Consider the following 20,171-nt stretch of genomic DNA (forward strand, 5'->3'; position numbering starts at 1 on the left):
CAGCGATTAATGAATGCCGCCGATCCGGCTGAAACGCACGCCGGTAGGCCACTCACCTTCCTGCTTTTCAAAGCTCATCCAGATGGCCGTGGCTTTACCCACCAGATTTTTCTCCGGCACAAAGCCCCAGTAGCGGCTATCCGCGCTGTTGTCGCGGTTGTCGCCCATCATGAAGTAATGCCCGGCCGGCACCACCCACTCCGCCAGCGGTTTGCCCGGCTGTTGGTAGTAAGCGCCCACCTGATCCTGCGTGCCCGGCACGGTCAGGATGCGGTGGGTCACGTTGCCCAGGCTCTCCTGACGCTCGCGCAGACGAATGCCGCCCTGCGGCACGTTGTCGTTCAGCGGGATTTGGTAGAAGCCGTTGCTGGCCTCGCCCATGCCGCTGCGGCTGAACAGCTGCACGAAGTCGCTCGGCTGGGCGTCCGCGTAGGTCACCGCCAGCGCGGTATCGCAGGACTGCCCGCTGTTGCAGGACGGCTGCACCGTGACGCGCTTATTCACCGGATCGTAAGTAATACGGTCGCCCGGCAGGCCAATTACACGCTTGATATAATCCAGCTTCGGATCCAGCGGATATTTAAATACCGCAATATCGCCGCGCTTCGGATGGCCGGTTTCAATGAGCGTGGTCTGGGTAATCGGATCTTTAATGCCGTAGGCATATTTCTCCACCAGAATGAAATCGCCAATCAACAGCGTCGGCATCATTGAGCCGGACGGGATCTGGAACGGTTCGTAAATAAACGAACGCACCACAAAGACCAGCAACAGCACCGGGAATACCGATGCGCCAGTCTCTACCCAACCAGGCTGCTTCGCCACTTTCGCCAGCGTTTTATCGTCTACGGCGCCCGCGGTCTGCTCGTTGACCGCCGCGATCTTCGCGCGGCGGGCCGGCGCCCATTTAAAGCGCTCGAAGCACCAGATGATCCCGGTGACCAGGGTGGCCAACGCCAGGATCAGGGCAAACATATTCGCCATGCAAACTCCCTCGTTTCGCGAACTCGTCGCGGTTACTTGCCGTCTTTACCGACGTGCAGAATGGCCAGGAACGCTTCCTGCGGCAGCTCGACGTTACCGACCTGCTTCATGCGTTTCTTACCGTCTTTCTGTTTCTGCAGCAGCTTTTTCTTACGGCTGACGTCACCGCCGTAGCATTTCGCCAGCACGTTTTTACGCAACTGCTTCACGGTGGAACGCGCGATGATGTGCGTGCCGATCGCCGCCTGAATCGCGATGTCGAACTGCTGACGCGGGATCAGATCTTTCATCTTCTCCACCAGTTCACGGCCGCGATACTGCGAGTTGTCGCGGTGGGTGATCAGCGCCAGCGCATCCACGCGCTCGTTGTTGATCAGCACGTCCACGCGCACCATGTCGGAAGCCTGGAAGCGCTTGAAGTTGTAATCCAGCGACGCATAACCGCGCGACGTGGACTTCAGGCGGTCGAAGAAGTCGAGCACCACTTCCGCCATCGGGATTTCATAGGTCAACGCCACCTGGTTGCCGTGGTAGACCATGTTGGTCTGCACACCGCGCTTCTCAACGCACAGGGTGATGACGTTGCCCAGGTATTCCTGCGGCATCAGCATGTGACATTCGGCGATCGGCTCGCGCAGTTCCTGGATATTGTTCAACGGCGGCAGCTTGGACGGGCTGTCGACGTAGATCACTTCTTTGCCGGTGGTTTCCACTTCGTAGACGACCGTCGGCGCGGTGGTGATCAGATCCAGATCGTATTCACGCTCCAGACGCTCCTGAATGATCTCCATGTGCAGCAGGCCGAGGAAGCCGCAGCGGAAGCCGAAGCCCAGCGCAGTGGAGCTTTCCGGCTCGTAGAACAGGGAGGCGTCGTTGAGGCTCAGTTTGCCCAGCGCATCGCGGAAGGATTCATAGTCGTCGGAGCTGATCGGGAACAGACCGGCGTACACCTGCGGCTTCACTTTCTTGAAGCCCGGCAGCGCTTTATCCGCCGGCTGACGCGCCTGCGTCAGGGTATCGCCCACCGGCGCGCCGAGGATGTCTTTGATCGCACAGACCAGCCAGCCCACTTCGCCACAGTTCAGCACGTCGCGATCGACCTGCTTCGGCGTGAAGATACCCAGGCGATCGGCGTTGTACACCTGGCCGGTGCTCATGACCTTGATCTTGTCGCCCTTACGCAGCGTGCCGTTCTTGACGCGCACCAGAGAGACGACGCCCAGGTAGTTATCGAACCAGGAGTCGATGATCAGCGCCTGCAGCGGCGCATCCGGATCGCCCTGCGGCGGCGGGATGTCGCGCACCAGGCGCTCCAGCACCTCGGGCACGCCGACGCCGGTTTTGGCCGAGCAGCGCACCGCATCGGTAGCGTCGATGCCGACGATGTCTTCGATTTCCTGTGCGGCGCGATCCGGATCGGCGGCCGGCAGGTCAATCTTGTTCAGTACCGGCACCACTTCCAGATCCATTTCGATCGCGGTGTAGCAGTTGGCCAGCGTCTGGGCTTCTACGCCTTGACCGGCGTCCACCACCAGCAGCGCGCCTTCGCAGGCCGCCAGCGAGCGGGAAACTTCATAGGAGAAGTCAACGTGGCCGGGGGTGTCGATAAAGTTGAGTTGATAGGTCTGCCCATCCAGCGCCTTATAATCCAGCGTCACGCTCTGCGCTTTGATGGTGATGCCGCGCTCGCGCTCCAGATCCATGGAATCGAGCACCTGCGCGGCCATTTCACGGTCGGACAAGCCACCGCAGATTTGGATAATGCGGTCAGACAGCGTCGACTTACCGTGGTCAATATGGGCAATAATGGAGAAATTTCGTATATGCTTCATTATAAAAGTTTTTCTGCCTTGGTATTTCTGAATTACTCGCCTATAGAAACCCGCATGGACCTAAAGCGACAGTGAATGGGTTAGGCCGTCTTGCACCTGAATCGCTGCATTCTACATGCCACACCACTGAAAACCTAGCGATCGGTGCAGTGAAGGCATTCTATTATGCGCAGCTAAATGTTACAGGGCACCCCGGCGGGTGAAAACAGATGTTAACGCGGACGATACGGCCTGAACCCAAGGCTTGCAGGTGCTCCGTGGCCGTCAAACTCCGGCGCTAATACATAACCGGCCGCAGCGCAATAAACCCTCTCCGAAATTATAAGAAAAGAATATTTGGATCAACCTCTTAGAATTCCATTTCGTCCCTCTTCCTTTAGGAAAAACCCCATATACGCCACCACCGCCCCTCGGATAGAAAGGGCGTGAACTCCGCGACAAAACATTATTCCGGGCACTACATCGGCAGCCCACCGGGGTTCAGCAGCATATCTGCGTACGTTGATTGGAAGGTGCATATGATCGATAAAGGGCAAATGCTGAGCCGGCACGATTTTTCGAAGGTCAACTGGGGCATTCTGGCGGCGGCGGCGCTGCTGTTTAGCGTGGGGGCCGCGCTGTTGGTGCTGCCGCTGCTGAGCAGCATTGATGAGAGTGAAGTCATCACGCTGTTGCAGGCCGGCGCGGGCACGGTTTTACTCGGCTGTACGCTGCTGGCGCTGCGGCACTATCTGCGCCCGACGCTGACCTATCGCCTGTACGAGCATGGCGTGCGGGTCTTTGACGGCCACCATCACAAAGAGCGCTTCATCCCGTTTGAGAAAATCGGCGACATCTATCGCTTTCGCGGCGGCAAAGCTTTTGGCGGGCTGTTTGACGTCACGGCGTTCCGCGCCGGCGCGGATCAGCCCTGGTGTACAGTTTTCAGCAACGTCGCCCATTCGTGGCGGCTGGCGGACGTGATCGTCGACCAACAGCTGCAGCAGCGCGGGCCGCTGGCATTGAATGCGCTCTATCAGGGGGAGGTGGTGCCGTTTCACACCGTTGAGGGCGACGCACGCTGGCTGTGGCAGCTGCTGCTGGGCAAACGGCAAGGTACGCCGACTGAAACGCTGCGGCTAAGCGCCACCTTGCTGGCCACGGAACGGGGAAACGTGCCGCTCGAGCAGATCCGCGCGGTGGAAAACCACCCGCAGCGCGGCATCCGTTTGCTGGACGGCCAGGGAAATGTGCTGTTCGCGATTAACTACGATTCGCTGCTCAGCGCCGATCTGTTCATCGCGCTGTTGGAGCATATGATCCACAACCGCATCCCCGCCTATCACAACCCGGCGATGACGCGGCCGTCGGTTTAAATCAGCGGGGAGTTTTCCGCCTGCATGCGCATCGCGGTAGGCGGCAGCCCAATCTGCAGCACCACCGGCTGGTAATCGGCCTGCTCGCCCAGACGCCGGGCCAACCGGCGCGCCAGCATAAAGGCCGCCCCGCCGCCCAGCACGGCGCCGACTGCCGCCGAGGCGTCGCTGCCGAAACAATATTGCAGCAAGGTGCCGCCCAGCATCATGCCCAGCAGCGGCGTCAGGTAAACCAGCATGGCGGAGCGCAGCAGGCTGCCCTCCGCAATGCCAACCTCGACACGCTGCCCCGGTTCGAGCGGCTGATCAATATGCACCTGCAGCTGATGCTCGGTTTCCGGCACCAGCTCGTTCAACGCGCGCGCGCCGCAGCCGGAGCGCGCGGTACAGCTGCCGCAACCGGCCTTGGGTTCACAGCGCAGCAGCGCTACGCCCTGTTGCCACGAAACCACCGTGGCCCACTCTTTCATCATTACGGCGATACCTTGAAAGAAATGCTGTCGGCGATGCGCTTGGCCGTAGCCGGCGGCAATTCGCCCACGATAGTGATTTCGTTGCCCGCGCGCACTTCGGTCTGAATGGTACGGCGCCCCTGACGGTAGTATTGCTGCCCGGCTCCGCTGCCCGCCGGGCTGACGTTGACCGAGAAGCTGAACAGACCGTCGCTGTAAAGCCGGGATTCGACCGGCACGGCGACATTCGGTAATTTGCGGCGATTGCGCGCCACCTCGTCCACCCCGGCCGGCAGCCAGCCGGTGCTCCAGCTGAGCTGGACGTTTTCCACCGCCGGTAGCGACAGCAGCGGCGGCAGGTTGGCTTTGAGCAGCCCCTGCATCGCGCCCTGCACGTCGGCGCCGACCGCGAAGGAGATCACCCGATATTGCTCCAGCGTTTCGCCGTCGCGATCGAGCAGATCCACCCGCAGCGGCAGCTTGGTGTCCTCGTCCATCCAGACGATGTAGCTATAGCGGGAACCGTCGCGCGCCACCACGCGCAGCACTTCACACGGCCGATCGGCGATGCGGGTGCTGCCCACGGAGATGAAGTCGTAGTACTTGGCCAGACGGGTGAAATCGGCATAGACGATCGCCGGCAGCGCATCGACGATGTGATCACCGGTGAGCGTGAACGGCTCCAGGCCAGGCTCGAAGTAGCTGATCCCGCCGCCGCGCTGCAACACCTCGCGGCGCGGGCCGTCCATATGCAACAGCTGGCCGAGCGGCACGTTGCCGATCACCGCATGGCGATAGCGCAACGACTCGATTCCCTGCTTGCTGATGCTGATGTAGGCGAGCTCGTAATTGAGAGAACGGCTGGCGCTGCTCATCTGTTGCAATAACGCCCCGGACGCAGTTGGCTGCGCCGGGGCGATGCTGGAATAGAGCAGGCTGCCCGTCAATAAACAAACGGAGAACCAGATTTGCTTCATTACTGCTGTTGCATTCCTAAAGACTGAGTTCCGGGAACCTGAATGGCAGCCTGTTGCGGGTTGCTTTGTTCAAGCTGCAGCTGATCCGAATGCAGGCGACGTTGCAGTTCATAGTCCTGCAGCATGGCGTTGATACGCTTGCGCTGTTCCTGCACCTGCTGCTGTTGGCCGCTGCCGGTGGAGAAGCTGTCGGCCGGGACGCCCAGGCTGACCGGTGAAGCCTGGCCCATGATCGGCAGCGTGGTGAAGGCCGGCGATTCGGACGCGTTCGATGACGCAGCAGGTTGGTTATAGTGCTGTACGCCGACGATCACCGCCAGCGACACGCAGGCCGCCATACCGATTTGCGTAATCTGGCTCGCCCAAGGACGCACTTTGTCCCAGAACGGCATTTTCTGCCAGGTGTGAGGCTGCGGCTGAGATTCCTGAACGGCGGAAGGCACCAGCCGGGCGGGTTCTTTCTCAAGTGCAGCGGCTACGCGATCGGCGATGTCGAGATGCATCACTTGCCCGACATCACCTCGCAGTGTGTCACGTATCAGGTGATAGCTCTGCCAGCTTTGTTGAAGCGTTCGATCTTGCGACAGAGAACTCAACAGCTCGCTGTCGAACGATTCACCATCCATCAGAGCGGAAAGCTTTTCTTTCTGCATGCCTAAGTACCCTTCCTGTGCCCGCCATTGCTAACGCTGGATCAGCGGTTGAACTTTATTATCGATAGCTTCCCGGGCGCGGAAAATACGCGAACGTACGGTTCCGACCGGGCAATCCATGATGGCAGCTATCTCTTCGTAGCTTAGACCATCCAACTCCCGCAGGGTAATCGCCATGCGAAGATCCTCAGGGAGAGACTCAATGGTACGGAAAACTATCTGTCTCAGCTCTTCTGACAACATTAAGTTCTCAGGGTTCGAAATTTCTTTCAGTGCGCCCGCACTTTCGTAATTTTCCGCATCGTTAGCGTCCACATCACTGGATGGCGGACGGCGCCCCTGAGCAACCAGATAATTCTTTGCCGTGTTCACGGCGATTCGATACAACCAAGTATAAAAAGCGCTGTCGCCACGGAACGATTCCAGTGCGCGATAGGCCTTGATAAACGACTCCTGCACCACATCGGGCACATCGCCCTGCGGCACATAGCGGGAAACGAGACTCGCCACCTTATGCTGATAGCGCACTACCAGTAGGTTAAACGATTTCTGATCGCCCTTTTGGACCCGCTCGACCAGAACTTGATCCGTTAACTGCTCGCTCATCCGAGGTAAACTCTCCCCAAATCCGTCTCCACGCGTAAAATTGTACTGCCAGCCATACATTATTTTCCTGAGCAAGCACTCGCTTGGAGTTCATATAGAACACGAAGTTCCATATCGCCATTGTTTTTTCTGTTGATGTCGCCCTATCCGTGGCTTTTGCCCGGACAGTTAGGCTAACATGAAATTCACTCTTCTTCTGCACACATCATACGTTATGCAACCATCATCTGAACATGTTAGCGATGTACTGATCGTCGGCAGCGGCGCTGCGGGCCTGTCACTGGCGCTGCGCCTGGCGCAGCATTGCAAGGTTACCGTTCTCAGCAAGGGGCCGCTCAGCGAGGGGGCCACCTTTTACGCCCAGGGCGGGATCGCCGCGGTGTTCGATGAGACGGACAGCATTGCCTCACACGTTGATGACACTTTGATTGCCGGCGCCGGCCTGTGCGACAAAGAGGCCGTCGAATTCATCGCCGGCAACGCGCGCCACTGCGTGCAGTGGCTGATCGATCAGGGCGTGCTGTTCGACACCGAGGTCAACGCGCAGGGCGAGGAGCATTATCACCTCACGCGCGAAGGCGGCCACAGCCATCGCCGCATCCTGCACGCCGCGGATGCTACCGGTAAGGAAGTAGAGACCACGCTGGTGGGGAAAGCAAGCGCTCACCCCAATATTTGCGTGATGGAGCGCCGCAACGCGGTTGACCTGATTACCTCGAACAAAATCGGCCTGCCGGGTACCCGCCGAGTGGTGGGCGCTTACGTCTGGAACCGCGAGCTGGAGCGGGTGGAAACCTACCGCGCCAAAACGGTGGTGTTGGCCACCGGCGGCGCAGCCAAGGTATACCAATACACCACTAACCCGGACATCTCCTCCGGCGACGGCATCGCCATGGCCTGGCGCGCCGGCTGCCGGGTCGCCAACCTGGAGTTCAACCAGTTCCACCCGACCTGCCTGTTCCATCCTCAGGCACGCAACTTCCTGCTGACCGAAGCGCTGCGCGGTGAAGGGGCTTACCTGAAGCGCCCGGACGGCAGCCGCTTTATGCCCGATTTTGACCCGCGCGGCGAACTGGCCCCGCGTGATATCGTCGCCCGCGCCATCGACCATGAAATGAAGCGCCTGGGCGCCGACTGCATGTACCTGGACATCAGCCACAAGCCGGCGGAGTTCATCACCCAGCACTTCCCGATGATCCACGAGAAGCTGCTGACGCTGGGCTTCGATCTGACCCGGCAACCGATCCCGATCGTCCCGGCGGCGCACTACACCTGCGGCGGCGTGATGGTCGATCAGCACGGCCGCACCGATCTCGACGGGCTGTACGCCATCGGCGAGGTCAGCTATACCGGCCTGCACGGCGCCAACCGCATGGCGTCGAATTCGCTGCTGGAGTGCCTGGTGTACGGTTGGTCGGCGGCGGAAGACATTCTGCAGCGCCTGCCGTTCATTCAGCAGGCCAAACAGGTGCCGCACTGGGATGAAAGCCGGGTGGACGATGCGGACGAACGGGTGGTGATTCAGCACAACTGGCACGAGCTGCGGCTGTTCATGTGGGATTACGTCGGCATCGTGCGCACCACCAAGCGGTTGGAACGCGCCCTGCGCCGCATCAACACGCTGCAGGCGGAAATCGACGAGTACTACGCTCACTTCCGCATCTCCAACAACCTGCTGGAGCTGCGCAATCTGGTGCAGGTGGCCGAGCTTATCGTGCGCAGCGCCATGGCGCGCAAAGAGAGCCGCGGCCTGCACTACACGCTGGACTATCCGGATCTGCTGCCGGAAGCGCTGCCGACCATTTTGCAGCCTTAAACTCTGCGACAGGGCGCCTAATCGGCGCCCTTTTCTTTTCAGTAGAACAGGTAGAAGTCGGCGATCAACCGGCGGAAATCGTCGGTATAGCTGCCATCGGCCTGCTTGATCGCCAGCGCCTGCTCCCGCAGCGGCGTTTCCCGCCGCGTCAGCGCCAGCAGCACCCGGTGCAGCGGCGTATCGGCCCGATCGCTGACGTTCACTTTCGCCGCCGTCTGCCAGCCGCTTTGCTGCGCCAGACGTTCGAATTCAGCGCCGATGTCATGCGGCAGCACCACGCAGAACGTTCCCTGTTCCGCCAGCAGCTGTGCCGCACAGGCCAACAGCGCATCGTGCGTCAGGGTTTCGGTGTAACGCGCGTTGTGGCGCGCCTGGTCGCGGCAGGCCACCGCCGGCTCGAAATAAGGCGGATTACTGACGATCAGATCATACTCAGCGGCATGCTGCTGCGCATAATGGTGAATATCCTGCGCATGCACGCGGATGCGCTGCGGCCACGGCGACTCCGCCGCATTTTCGCGCGCCTGGCCGGCGGCGGCTTCATCCAGCTCCACCGCGTCAATGGTCACTTCGTCGCCGCTGCGCTGCGCCAGCATCAGCGCGATCAGCCCGCTGCCGCTGCCGATGTCCAGCACCCGGCGCGCCTGCCCCAGCGGCGCCCAGGCGCCGAGCAGCACCCCGTCGGTGCCCACTTTCATGGCGCAACGATCGTGGGCGACAAAGAATTGTTTAAAGGTAAAACCCCCGCGGCGCGGGGTAAAATCGGCTTTCGATCGCTTGCTCACACTCACCACCTGGCTATAAAACTGGCGTAGCATAAGGCAATCTGATCGACGGGAAAAGAGCGGCTTTCCGCTTAAATAGGTGAAGATCGCGGCCAACCCGTCTATAATCGGCGCCCCAAGTAGAGGTAGACCATGACAGCAACCACTTTTTCCGAACTCGAACTCGATGATCGCCTGATCGACGCGCTGCGCGACAAAGGCTACGATCGCCCCACCGCCATTCAGGCCGCTGCGATCCCGCCGGCGATGGACGGGCGCGACGTCTTAGGTTCGGCTCCGACCGGCACCGGCAAAACCGCCGCCTTCCTGCTGCCCGTGCTGCAGCACCTGCTGGACTTTCCACGCAAAAAATCCGGCCCGCCGCGCGTACTGATCCTGACGCCAACGCGTGAACTGGCAATGCAGGTCGCCGATCAGGCGCGCGAATTGGCTGCTCATACCTCGCTGGATATCGCCACCATCACCGGCGGCGTCGCTTACATGAACCACGCGGAAGTGTTCAGCGAAAACCAAGACGTGGTGGTCGCCACCACCGGCCGTTTGCTGCAATACATTAAAGAAGAGAACTTCGACTGCCGCGCGGTGGAAACCCTGATCCTCGACGAAGCCGACCGCATGCTCGACATGGGCTTCGCGCAGGACATCGAAACCATCTCCGCCGAAACCCGCTGGCGCAACCAGACGCTGCTGTTCTCCGCCACGCTGGAAGGCGAAGCGATCCGCGAATTCGCCGAGCGCATCCTGAAAGAGCCGGTGGAAGTGGAAGCCGATCCGTCGCGCCGCGAACGCAAAAAGATCCTGCAGTGGTACTACCGTGCCGATGACGTGCAGCACAAAACCGCGCTGCTGATCCACCTGCTGAAGCAGCCGGACGTGCAGAAATCGGTGATCTTCGTGCGCAAACGCGAGCGCGTGCACGAGCTGGCCACCTGGCTGCGCGAAGCAGGCATCAACACCTGCTATCTCGAAGGCGAAATGGTGCAGGCCAAACGCAACGAAGCGGTCAAACGCATGATGGATGGCCGGGTTAACGTGCTGGTCGCCACCGACGTTGCCGCACGCGGTCTGGATATCCTCGATATCACCCACGTGTTCAACTTCGACATGCCGCGCACGGCGGACACCTACCTGCACCGCATCGGCCGTACCGGCCGCGCCGGGCGCAAAGGCACCGCCATTTCGCTGGTGGAAGCGCACGACCATCTGCTGCTGGGCAAAGTGGGCCGTTACCTGAATGAGCCGCTGAAAGCGCGCGTGATCGATGAGCTGCGGCCGAAAACCAAGGTGCCGAACGAGAAGAGCAACGGCAAGCCATCGAAGAAAGTGCTGGCCAAACGCGCGGAAGATAAAGCGAAGAACAAAGAAAAGGCCAAGGTGAAAGTGCGCCACCGTGACGCCAAAAACGTCGGCAAACGCCGTCAGGCGAAGGCCAAACCGGCCGGCGACGCGGAATAACCCCCGCTGCCTAAGAAAAAACCGCCTGTACAGGCGGTTTTTTTATGGGCGTTTACTGCTGCGCGTAGTGCGTGGCCAGGCGGTGCCCCTGCAGCCATTTATCCAGTTCGCGGAACTGTGCCTTCAGTTCATCATTCTGCAAATGCGCCGGCGTTTGCGAGAAATAAAACTGGAACGCGACGCCCTGCTGGTTGCGCGCCCGGGCATCGGCCCCGGCCTGCAACAGCAGCAGCGCCAGGTGCGGCGCGTTAATCTTCGCCGCCAGATGCAGCGGGGTATCCCCCAGCCGGTCGCTCAAGGTGGTGTCCGCCCCGGCCGCCAGCAACAGCCGCAGTTGCTCTTCACGCCCGGCCAGCACCGCCGCCGCAAGCGGCGTGGCGCCGGTAACGGCATTACGCACGTTCACCTGCGCCCCTTTGGCCAGCAGCAACCGCAGGTACTGCGCGTCTTGCAGCATCGCCGCGGTGTGCAGCGCGCTGTTGCCGTCCAGCCCCGCCGCCGCCGGGTCGGCACCGAGATCCAGCAACGCCTGCACGCTATCCGGATGCTGCGAAAGCACCGCCCACTGCAACAGCGTGACCTGCCGATCGCCCCGCTCGCGCAAACGATCCTGCGTGGCCTGCGCATGGATACCCTGCGTATCGCCGCGCGCCACCGCCTGAGCCAGCGCCAGATTGCTGCGGCCGTCAAACGGCGAAATCTCCTGCCCCATCTGTTGCTCCTTAGCCATCATCAGTAAACCGGTCACCGCGACCAGCGCCAGTAAGGCTATCGCCAGCGCCCGCCGCAAGCGACGCCCTTCAGGCATTGGCCTTCGCCTCCCACGGCTTTTGTTCCGCCATCGAGCTTATCACCTTGTCGATACCGTGCGCCGTCAGGCTGCGATCCAGATGCTTGCTCGGCCGCCAGTCATCGATGCCGGTCAGGGTATCGTTGTTGGCCAGGGTGATGTTGTGGCCGATGGCATCCGGGATCAGCGAGGTCGACTCCTGGGTGCTGGTCAGCATGTCATATTGCTCGCTGTAGCGGCGGATACCGCCGGCTTCGGCATCTTTCTTCGCCGCCGCCGGATCAATACCCAGGCGATTCAGGGTGTAATCCGACACCCCGGCCGCGTTGAAGGTGACCGCGACCGTGCCGGTCGCCAGCGCGGCCGTGGCCGCCAGGCCGCCGCCGAGCGAATGGCCGGCGATCACCAGCGCATCGCCGAAGGCCGCCTTGGCGCTTTTGGCAGCGGCAACCGCCTGATTGTACTGCACATCGTCATAGCCCGTCGCCTGCCGCACGTTGCTCAGCCAATCGCGCCAGTCGTTGGTGCCGGCGAACGCCAACACATACTGCTTGTCGTTGCTGTAAATCCCAGCCTGGAAACCGCTGCCCGCGTCGTGCAGGCTGGCGGGATCGATGCCGAAACCGAGCAGCGCGCTGTCGCTCAGGCGGTTGAACCCGGCGGCACCCTGGCCAGTGAGTGAGTAAACGTCCTTGGCCAACAGCGCCAACGCATAATCCCCCTCCTGCGATTGCTGCCCCCGCGTCACGCCCGGCGCTGCCGCCGCCGTCGGTGCTGCCGCTGAGATATCGCCGACCAGCGTATTCAACAGATTCTGCGCGTTCAGCGTGTTCTGAGAGGGAGAGGCCACCGGCGCCGGATTTGCCGGCGCTGCCGCGGGCTGCGCCGCCGTCGCCGTCTCGGCAGCGGCGCGAGGCGTAGGGATCGCGGCCACCGGGGATACTGCAGAGGTAAAACTTAAAGGCATACTCATGCCGACTCCTTGTCGATAGACTTTTTATTGAGCACCTGAATAGGTGCTGATTTAGCTATCGGCAGGTCGGATGAGTTCTGTATTAGAAATGCTTATCTTTGTACAGAATGTGATCCACGTTCGGTTTTCGGCCGCCAAACGCCAGAAAGGGAGCCAAAGCTCCCTGATTGACTGCGCCGCAAATTACAGGCTTTCGGTAAAGGTGCGGGCGATAACGTCGCGCTGCTGTTCCGGCGTCAGGGAGTTGAAGCGCACCGCATAGCCGGACACGCGGATGGTCAGCTGCGGGTATTTTTCCGGGTGCTTGACCGCGTCTTCCAGGGTTTCGCGACGCAGCACGTTGACGTTCAGGTGCTGACCGCCTTCCACGCGCACGGTCGGCTGCAGTTCCAGCGGCACTTCACGGTATTCGATCTGGCCCAGGTCGCTCACCGCGACAACCTGATCTTCCGCGTAGTTGGCCTTGGCGCACACGCAGCGAGCTTCCGCTTTTTCATCGTCCAGCAGCCAGAAAGAATTCACCAGCGCCTGGTCGTTCGCTTTGGTAATTTGAATACCGGTAATCATTATGTTGCCTCCGTACAAGGGCGTAAAAATTCACGTCGTGAGAAAACCCAATTCTGGTTTCGGCCATTTGGTAAAACCATTGTTGTCTTGTTGTTCTGTATACCAGCCTGACCGGGCCAGTTCCTTGATTAAAGTCAATTTTTACCGGGTAGGCACAGGGCATGAAGGGGCAAATTTATGTTTTATATCAATTTTCCCGCTGCGGCAAAAACCAATTATTTTTGTAAATTTTCAAAAATAATTGCATAAGGCACGGCAGCGAGAAATGAAAAGCGGGTTTCGCTGCGCGTGCTGAAACGGTAAGCTATAGCCCATGAATTGCTAAAGAAAACAAAGGAGAGCGTTTATGGCCACCTCCCTCACCTGGCATGACGTGATCGGCAAAGAGAAAGAGCAGCCCTATTTTGTTGAAACGCTCGCCTTTGTTGCCGCTGAACGCCAGGCCGGTAAGACCATTTATCCACCGCAGAAGGACGTGTTCAACGCTTTCCGCTATACCGAGCTGGCGGACGTCAAGGTCGTCATCCTCGGCCAGGATCCGTATCATGGCCCCAATCAGGCGCACGGCCTCTCTTTCTCGGTGCGCCCCGGCGTGCCGGCGCCGCCGTCGCTGGTGAACATGTATAAAGAGCTGGCGACCGACATTCCCGGCTTCGAACGCCCGGATCACGGCTACCTGCAAAGCTGGGCCGAACAGGGGGTGCTGCTGCTCAACACCGTGCTGACGGTGGAAGGCGGCCGCGCGCACTCGCACGCCAACCTGGGCTGGGAAACCTTTACCGACAAAGTGATCGCCGCCCTGAACGAGAACCGTGAAGGCGTGGTGTTCCTGCTGTGGGGCTCGCACGCGCAGAAGAAAGGCAACTTTATCGACCGCAACCGCCACCATGTGCTGAAGGCGCCGCACCCGTCGCCGCTCTCCGCGCACCGCGGTTTCCTCGGCTGCCGTCATTTCTCGCAGGCCAATCAGCTGCTGGAGCAGCAAGGGCTCACGCCGATCGACTGGATGCCGCGCCTGCCGCAGGCGTAGTCCAGAAACAAAAAAGGCACCCTCGGGTGCCTTTCTTTATGCCGTTATGCCGTTGCCGGGGCGATTACGCCTTGGCTTTGGAGACCGCGACCATCGCCGGGCGCAGCAGGCGGCCGTTCAGCGTATAGCCTTTCTGCATCACCATCATCACGTGGTTCGGTTGGTGATCGGCGGATTCCATCATGCTCATCGCCTGATGCACTTCCGGGTTGAACGGCACGTTGACGTCGCCGACGATTTCGATGCCGTACTTGCGCACCACGTCCAGCAGCGATTTCAGCGTCAGCTCGATGCCTTCGATCATCGCGGCCAGTTCCGGGTTGTTTTTATCTGCCAGATCCAGCGCGCGCTCCAGGTTGTCGATCACCGGCAGCAGATCGCCGGAGAATTTCTCCAGGGCGAACTTGTGCGCTTTCTCGACGTCCAGTTCGGCGCGGCGGCGGATGTTTTCCGCTTCCGCTTTGGCGCGCAGCAGGCTGTCGCGCTCATGCTGCTGAGCTTCCGCCAGTTGGGCTTCCAGTTCGGCGATACGCGCATCGCGCAGATCGACGCCTTCCGCCGCTTCCGGCAGCGTATCATCGTGATGAGCGTGTTGTTCCATTTCTTCCGAGACTTGCTCGTTTGGCGTCTTCTGTTCTTTACTACTCATGAATATCTCCGCGTTTTAGCATTAATCTCGCAACTTGGCTTATTATGGGGATCAAAACCGGGGTTTCAAGTCAACCGGTCACAATGTGGGGCATAAACGGGTCCCGGTGAGGAAAATCACAACAAATGAATAAAAAATTCGCCTGTATTGGCATTGTTGGCCACCCGCGTCACCCTTCAGCGCTGGCAACCCACGAGATGCTGTTCCACTGGCTGGTCGCCCGCGGCTATTCGGTGATGGTCGAACGCCAGATCGCCCATGATTTGGGGCTGAAAGACGCCGTGACCGGCAGCCTGGCGGATATCGGCCAGCGCGCCGATCTGGCGGTGGTGGTCGGCGGCGACGGCAACATGCTCGGCGCCGCGCGCGTGCTGGCGCGTTACGACATCAAGGTGATCGGGGTCAACCGCGGCAACCTCGGCTTCCTCACCGATCTCGATCCCGACAACGCCCTGCAGCAGCTGGCGGACGTGCTGGAAGGCGAGTACATCGACGAACAGCGTTTCCTGCTGGAAACCATCGTGCATAAAGAGCACCAGCAGTGCCGCATCAGCACCGCCATCAACGAAGTGGTGCTGCACCCCGGCAAAGTGGCGCACATGATCGAATTCGAAGTGTACATCGACGATCGCTTCGCCTTCTCACAGCGCTCCGACGGCCTGATCATCGCCACGCCGACCGGCTCCACCGCCTACTCGCTCTCAGCCGGCGGGCCGATCCTCACCCCGTCGCTGGAGGCGATCGCGCTGGTGCCGATGTTCCCGCACACTCTCTCCGCCCGGCCGCTGGTGATCAACGGCGACAGTACCATCCGCCTGAAGTTTTCGCAGATCGGCAGCGATTTGGAGATCAGCTGCGACAGCCAGATCGCGCTGCCTATCCAGGAAGGGGAAGAAGTGCTTATCCGCCGCAGCGATTTCCACCTGAATCTGATTCACCCGAAGGACTACAGCTATTTCAACACGTTAAGCACCAAGCTGGGCTGGTCGAAAAAATTGTTCTAAAATCTGCGCCGGCCACTTTACTGTATATAAAACCAGTTTATACTGTATGAAACTACAGTTATGTGTTTATACACAGGAAGGTTCCCATGCTGGCGCAATTAACCATCAGCAACTTTGCTATCGTTCGTGAGTTGGAAATCGATTTTCAACCGGGTATGACGGCGATCACCGGTGAAACCGGCGCCGGCAAATCCATCGCCATCGATGCGCTGGGGCTGTGCCTCGGCAACCGCGCCGACGGCAACGTGGTGCGCCTGGGAGCCGCCCGCGCCGACATTTGCGCCCGCTTCTCGCTGGCGGACACCCCGTCTGCGCGCGAGTGGCTGGAACAGAACCAGCTGGACGACAGCAACGAATGCCTGCTGCGCCGGGTGATCAACGCCGACGGCCGTTCGCGCGGCTTTATCAACGGCACCGCCGTGCCGCTGTCGCAGCTGCGCGAGCTGGGGCAACGCCTGATCCAAATCCACGGCCAACACGCCCATCAGCTGCTGCTCAAACCGGAGCACCAAAAAGCGCTGCTCGACGCCTACGCCGACGAGCCCGCCCTGCTGGCGGCGATGAGCCAGGCCTACCAACGCTGGCACCAGAGCTGCCGCGAGCTGGCGCACCATCAGCAGCAGTCCATCGAGCGCGAAGCGCGCAAGCAGCTGCTGCAATACCAATTGAAAGAGCTGAACGAATTCGCGCCGCAGGCCGGCGAGTTCGAACAGACCGACGCCGAGTACAAGCGCCTGGCCAACAGCGGCCAGCTGCTGACCCTCAGCCAGCAGACGCTGCAGCTTCTGGCCGACAGCGACGAGAACAACATGCTCAGCCAGCTCTACAGCGCCAAGCACCTGCTGCTCGAGCTGGCCGGGCTGGACGACAAACTCAGCGGCCTGCTGGACATGCTGGAAGAGGCCTCTATCCAGATTAGCGAAGCCAGCGACGAGCTGCGCCACTACGCCGATCGCATGGATCTCGATCCCAATCGCCTGCACGAGCTGGAACAGCGCCTGTCGCGCCAAATCAGCCTGGCGCGCAAACACCAGGTTGCGCCGGAAGAGCTGCCGCAGCTGCATCAGCAGTTGCTGGATGAACAACAGCTGCTTTCACAGCAGGAAAGCGACCATGAGCACCTGAACGAGGCGGTCACCCTGCATCACCAGCAGGCGCTGGCGCTGGCGGAGCAGCTGCATCAGAAACGCCTGAATTACGCCGCCGAGCTGACCACGCTCATTACCGACAGCATGCAGGCGCTCTCCATGCCGCACGGCAAGTTCAACATCGATGTGGGTTTCGAGCCGCAGCATCTGAGCGCCGAAGGGGCCAGCCGCACCGAGTTCTGCGTCTCCACCAACCCGGGGCAGCCGCTGCAGCCGCTGGCGAAGGTCGCCTCCGGCGGTGAGCTGTCGCGCATCGCGCTGGCCATTCAGGTGATTACCGCCCGCAAGATGGAAACCCCGGCGCTGATCTTCGATGAGGTCGACGTGGGCATCAGCGGCCCGACCGCCGCCATCGTCGGCCGCCTGCTGCGCCAGCTCGGCGAATCCACCCAGGTGATGTGCGTGACTCACCTGCCGCAGGTGGCCGGATGCGGGCATCAGCACCTGTTCGTCAGCAAGCAGACCGACGGCACGGTCACCGAAACCCAGATGGCGCCGCTGGATAAGCGCGCCCGGCTGCAGGAGCTGGCGCGCCTGCTCGGCGGCAGCGAAGTCACCCGCAATACGCTGGCGAACGCCAAAGAACTGCTGGCGGCATAAAAAAGCTCAACTTTTTCACTTTCCTGCGGTCTGACAGTGACGCTGTTGACCCGAAAGATATCTAAAGTGCGGCGCGGCGGCGATTCGAAGCCTCCTCAACGGCCTGAAACAGGCCAAGCGCTTGAGGTGCTGAAAGAAAGCCAACGCGTCGCAACTTGAAAGATGAAGGGTATAAAGGTTTCCAACTGCCGCAAGGTCTATTATCATCGGCATCCTATGCCCTAAAGGAATGTGATTACTATGCGCTGTAAAACGCTGACTGCCGCCGCTGTAGTTCTTGTGATGCTGACTGCAGGCTGTTCTACTTTTGAAAAGGTGGTTTATCGTCCTGACATCAACCAGGGGAACTACCTGACTTCGACCGACGTGGCGAAAATTCAGAAAGGGATGACCCAGCAACAGGTCGCTTACACATTGGGCACCCCAATGCTGCAAGACCCGTTCGGGACTCAGACGTGGTTCTATGTGTTCCGCCAGCAACCTGGCCATGAAGACATCACCCAGCAGACGCTGACGCTGACCTTCGACAGCGCAGGCGTGTTGACCGATATCCAGAACAAACCGGCGCTGACCAAGTAATCGGCGCCGCCCGCTCTTCCGGCCCATGAGGGGGCACGATGTTCCTCATGACAGTCGCAGGCTGCAACGCGGAAGAAAAAATCAGTTTCAGATAAAAAAATAAGGCGCTTATAGCGCCTTATTTTTTTGCCTTTTCTGCCCGTTGCCGGCGCAGCTCTTTCGGATCGGCTATCAGCGGCCGGTAGATCTCCACCCGGTCGCCGTCGTTCAGCGTATCGCCCAGCTTGGCCGGGCGGCTGTAGATGCCGATTTTGTTGCTCTTGAGATCGATATCCTGGCGCAGCTCCAGCAGGCCCGAAGTCTGGATCGCCTGCTCGACGCTGCTGCCCTCGGCCAGTTTCACCTTGCGCAGGTACTGACGCTCCGGCAAGGCGTACACCACCTCGACCTGGATGTCAGACACTGTAGACCTCTTTCGCCCGCTGGGTAAATGCCTGCACCATGCTGCCCGCCAGCTCTTTGAAAACCTTGCCGAACGCCAGCTCTATCAGTTTGTTGGTGAACTCGAAGTCCAGGTGCAGCTCCACCTTGCAGGCCTCTTCGCTCAGCGGCGTGAACTGCCAGCCACCCATCAGCTTGCGGAACGGACCATCGACCAGCTGCATATTGATGCTCTGGTTATCCAGCAGCGTATTGCGTGTGGTGAAGGTCTTGCTGATACCGGCCTTGGCGACGTCCACTGCGGCCGTCATTTCGTTGGAGGTAGCGTTAAGCACCCGGCTGCCGGTGCAGCCTGGCAGAAAATCGGGATAAGAATGAACATCGTTAACCAACTGATACATCTGCTCGGCGCTGAACGGCACTAATGCAGACCGACTGATCTGGGGCATATCATTTCCTGTGAGACATAAAACGTACAGATAATACCATTTATCTGGCGGCAAACAAAAAATCTGCTAAGGGATGGGGGCGCCAAAAATGCGAAAAATTGCGCAGGTGCTGAACGGGAAAGGATTTCTTTCGCTGAAGCATCCAGTATAATGAACGCACTATGACAAAGAAAAAAGCACACAAACCCGGTTCCGCCACCATTGCTCAAAACAAGCGCGCGCGTTTCGAATACTTCATTGAAGAAGAGTTCGAGGCGGGCCTGTCGCTGCAAGGGTGGGAAGTTAAATCGCTGCGTGCAGGCAAAGCCAACCTCAGCGACAGCTACGTGACGTTCCGTGACGGTGAAGCCTATCTGTTTGGCGCCACCATCACCCCGCTCAACGTGGCTTCGTCGCATGTGGTGTGCGATCCGACGCGTACCCGTAAACTGCTGCTGAAACGACGCGAGCTGGATACCCTGCTCGGCCGCGTCAACCGCGATGGCTACACCGTGGTGGCCTTGTCCCTGTATTGGAAAAATGCCTGGAGCAAGATCAAGATCGGCGTAGCCAAAGGCAAGAAAGAGCACGACAAACGCGATGACATCAAAGATCGCGAATGGCAGACGGCGAAAGCCCGTATCATGAAGCACGCCAATCGTTAAGCCGCTGGCTTATCGAAGTAAACTTCTGGTATACTGCACAAAGTTACTTGGGGCTGATTCTGGATTCGACGGGATTTGCGAAGCCCTAGGAGCATGCCGAGGGGCGGTTGGCCTCGTAAAAAGCCGCAAAAAAATAGTCGCAAACGACGAAAACTACGCTTTAGCAGCTTAATACCCTGCTTAGAGCCCTCTCTCCCTAGCCTCCGCTCTTAGGACGGGGATCAAGAGAGGTCAAACCCAAAAGAGATCGCGTGGACGTCCTGCCTGGGGCTGAAGCGTTAAACTCAATCAGGCTAGTCTGTCAGTAGCGTGTCCATCCGCAGCTGGCCGGCGAATGTAAAGATTGGACTAAGCATGTAGTGCCGACGGTGTAGTAATTTCGGACGGGGGTTCAAATCCCCCCAGCTCCACCAAATACGTCGCCAGTGAACCAGATAGACCC

General features: G+C 59.9%; 21 protein-coding genes and 1 other RNA gene. 9 read left to right on the top strand and 13 right to left on the bottom strand.

Annotation, left to right across the window (positions count from 1 at the left end):
* Window positions 1-6: 6 nt before the first annotated feature.
* Window positions 7-984, bottom strand: a complete 978-nt coding sequence (gene lepB / locus WCL58_RS20750) for a signal peptidase I (RefSeq protein ID WP_033644122.1) — start codon at window positions 982-984, stop codon at window positions 7-9.
* 32 nt (window positions 985-1,016) lie between these two features.
* Window positions 1,017-2,816, bottom strand: a complete 1,800-nt coding sequence (lepA, locus tag WCL58_RS20755; protein WP_033635625.1) for a translation elongation factor 4 — start codon at window positions 2,814-2,816, stop codon at window positions 1,017-1,019.
* Between the two features lie 518 nt (window positions 2,817-3,334).
* Between lepA and WCL58_RS20760 the strand changes: the two genes are divergently transcribed.
* The gene (locus tag WCL58_RS20760; RefSeq protein WP_087762397.1) at window positions 3,335-4,171 is read left to right on the top strand and encodes a hypothetical protein; all 837 of its coding nucleotides are present in this window, start codon (window positions 3,335-3,337) and stop codon (window positions 4,169-4,171) included.
* On the opposite strand, the gene rseC is transcribed toward WCL58_RS20760, so the two are convergent.
* From rseC to rpoE, 4 genes are read right to left on the bottom strand one after another with little or no spacing between them, the layout of a single operon-like run.
* Window positions 4,168-4,644, bottom strand: coding sequence for a SoxR-reducing system protein RseC (gene rseC, locus WCL58_RS20765; protein ID WP_004929144.1), 477 nt, complete (start codon window positions 4,642-4,644; stop codon window positions 4,168-4,170). The genes WCL58_RS20760 and rseC overlap by 4 nt on opposite strands.
* Window positions 4,644-5,600, bottom strand: a complete 957-nt coding sequence (gene rseB / locus WCL58_RS20770; protein WP_025303948.1) for a sigma-E factor regulatory protein RseB — start codon at window positions 5,598-5,600, stop codon at window positions 4,644-4,646. Before rseB ends, rseC begins: the two co-directional genes overlap by 1 nt.
* On the bottom strand, window positions 5,600-6,253 hold the full coding sequence (gene rseA, locus WCL58_RS20775; RefSeq protein ID WP_049200771.1) for an anti-sigma-E factor RseA: 654 nt from the start codon (window positions 6,251-6,253) through the stop codon (window positions 5,600-5,602). Before rseA ends, rseB begins: the two co-directional genes overlap by 1 nt.
* Before the next feature lie 30 nt (window positions 6,254-6,283).
* A complete protein-coding gene (gene rpoE, locus WCL58_RS20780) occupies window positions 6,284-6,859 on the bottom strand; it encodes an RNA polymerase sigma factor RpoE (protein ID WP_004929136.1) in 576 nt (191 codons plus the stop codon).
* 214 nt (window positions 6,860-7,073) lie between these two features.
* Between rpoE and nadB the strand changes: the two genes are divergently transcribed.
* The gene (gene nadB, locus WCL58_RS20785) at window positions 7,074-8,675 is read left to right on the top strand and encodes an L-aspartate oxidase (RefSeq protein WP_019452310.1); all 1,602 of its coding nucleotides are present in this window, start codon (window positions 7,074-7,076) and stop codon (window positions 8,673-8,675) included.
* Between the two features lie 38 nt (window positions 8,676-8,713).
* Here nadB and trmN read toward each other — a convergent pair whose 3' ends face one another.
* On the bottom strand, window positions 8,714-9,493 hold the full coding sequence (trmN, locus tag WCL58_RS20790; RefSeq protein ID WP_060441112.1) for a tRNA(1)(Val) (adenine(37)-N(6))-methyltransferase TrmN: 780 nt from the start codon (window positions 9,491-9,493) through the stop codon (window positions 8,714-8,716).
* 99 nt (window positions 9,494-9,592) lie between these two features.
* Here trmN and srmB point away from each other — a divergent pair, with 99 nt between their 5' ends.
* Window positions 9,593-10,915: an ATP-dependent RNA helicase SrmB gene (gene srmB / locus WCL58_RS20795; RefSeq protein WP_016929798.1), complete on the top strand. Its 1,323-nt coding sequence runs from the start codon at window positions 9,593-9,595 to the stop codon at window positions 10,913-10,915.
* Between the two features lie 52 nt (window positions 10,916-10,967).
* Here the strand turns inward: srmB and WCL58_RS20800 are convergent, their stop codons facing one another.
* From WCL58_RS20800 to grcA, 3 genes are all read right to left on the bottom strand, one after another.
* A complete protein-coding gene (locus tag WCL58_RS20800; protein WP_336851548.1) occupies window positions 10,968-11,723 on the bottom strand; it encodes an ankyrin repeat domain-containing protein in 756 nt (251 codons plus the stop codon).
* Window positions 11,716-12,678 (bottom strand): DUF2974 domain-containing protein, encoded by a 963-nt coding sequence (locus WCL58_RS20805; RefSeq protein ID WP_100397051.1) that lies wholly within the window; start codon window positions 12,676-12,678, stop codon window positions 11,716-11,718. The genes WCL58_RS20800 and WCL58_RS20805 overlap by 8 nt, the downstream gene beginning before the upstream one ends.
* A gap of 183 nt (window positions 12,679-12,861) precedes the next feature.
* Window positions 12,862-13,245: an autonomous glycyl radical cofactor GrcA gene (gene grcA, locus WCL58_RS20810; protein WP_063990610.1), complete on the bottom strand. Its 384-nt coding sequence runs from the start codon at window positions 13,243-13,245 to the stop codon at window positions 12,862-12,864.
* A 346-nt stretch (window positions 13,246-13,591) separates the two neighbouring features.
* On the opposite strand from grcA, the gene ung reads away from it, so the two are divergent.
* A complete protein-coding gene (gene ung / locus WCL58_RS20815) occupies window positions 13,592-14,275 on the top strand; it encodes a uracil-DNA glycosylase (RefSeq protein WP_033635636.1) in 684 nt (227 codons plus the stop codon).
* Window positions 14,276-14,339: 64 nt separating this feature from the next.
* On the opposite strand, the gene grpE is transcribed toward ung, so the two are convergent.
* Complete coding sequence (gene grpE, locus WCL58_RS20820) at window positions 14,340-14,924, bottom strand: nucleotide exchange factor GrpE (protein ID WP_025303955.1); 585 nt, start codon at window positions 14,922-14,924, stop codon at window positions 14,340-14,342.
* A gap of 125 nt (window positions 14,925-15,049) precedes the next feature.
* Here grpE and nadK point away from each other — a divergent pair, with 125 nt between their 5' ends.
* The 3 genes from nadK to bamE all read left to right on the top strand — a co-directional run bounded on the left by nadK (window position 15,050) and on the right by bamE (window position 18,255).
* Window positions 15,050-15,928 (top strand): NAD(+) kinase, encoded by an 879-nt coding sequence (gene nadK, locus WCL58_RS20825; protein ID WP_019452304.1) that lies wholly within the window; start codon window positions 15,050-15,052, stop codon window positions 15,926-15,928.
* Window positions 15,929-16,014: 86 nt separating this feature from the next.
* Window positions 16,015-17,676, top strand: coding sequence for a DNA repair protein RecN (gene recN, locus WCL58_RS20830; protein ID WP_336851549.1), 1,662 nt, complete (start codon window positions 16,015-16,017; stop codon window positions 17,674-17,676).
* Window positions 17,677-17,916: 240 nt separating this feature from the next.
* Window positions 17,917-18,255, top strand: coding sequence for an outer membrane protein assembly factor BamE (bamE, locus tag WCL58_RS20835; protein ID WP_004929101.1), 339 nt, complete (start codon window positions 17,917-17,919; stop codon window positions 18,253-18,255).
* 118 nt (window positions 18,256-18,373) lie between these two features.
* Here bamE and WCL58_RS20840 read toward each other — a convergent pair whose 3' ends face one another.
* Together WCL58_RS20840 and WCL58_RS20845 are read right to left on the bottom strand one after the other, a co-directional pair.
* The gene (locus WCL58_RS20840; RefSeq protein ID WP_087762394.1) at window positions 18,374-18,658 is read right to left on the bottom strand and encodes an RnfH family protein; all 285 of its coding nucleotides are present in this window, start codon (window positions 18,656-18,658) and stop codon (window positions 18,374-18,376) included.
* Window positions 18,651-19,085 carry a type II toxin-antitoxin system RatA family toxin gene (locus WCL58_RS20845; RefSeq protein WP_004929096.1) on the bottom strand — a complete coding sequence of 145 codons (435 nt, stop codon included), beginning with the start codon at window positions 19,083-19,085 and terminating at the stop codon, window positions 18,651-18,653. The genes WCL58_RS20840 and WCL58_RS20845 overlap by 8 nt, the downstream gene beginning before the upstream one ends.
* Before the next feature lie 161 nt (window positions 19,086-19,246).
* On the opposite strand from WCL58_RS20845, the gene smpB reads away from it, so the two are divergent.
* Together smpB and ssrA are read left to right on the top strand one after the other, a co-directional pair.
* Window positions 19,247-19,729, top strand: a complete 483-nt coding sequence (gene smpB, locus WCL58_RS20850) for an SsrA-binding protein SmpB (RefSeq protein ID WP_033654311.1) — start codon at window positions 19,247-19,249, stop codon at window positions 19,727-19,729.
* Between the two features lie 49 nt (window positions 19,730-19,778).
* Window positions 19,779-20,142: a transfer-messenger RNA gene (ssrA, locus tag WCL58_RS20855) on the top strand.
* Window positions 20,143-20,171: the final 29 nt, after the last annotated feature.

The organism is Serratia sp. TMDUHS_CL, from assembly GCF_037137105.1.
Lineage (GTDB): Bacteria > Pseudomonadota > Gammaproteobacteria > Enterobacterales > Enterobacteriaceae > Serratia > Serratia nevei.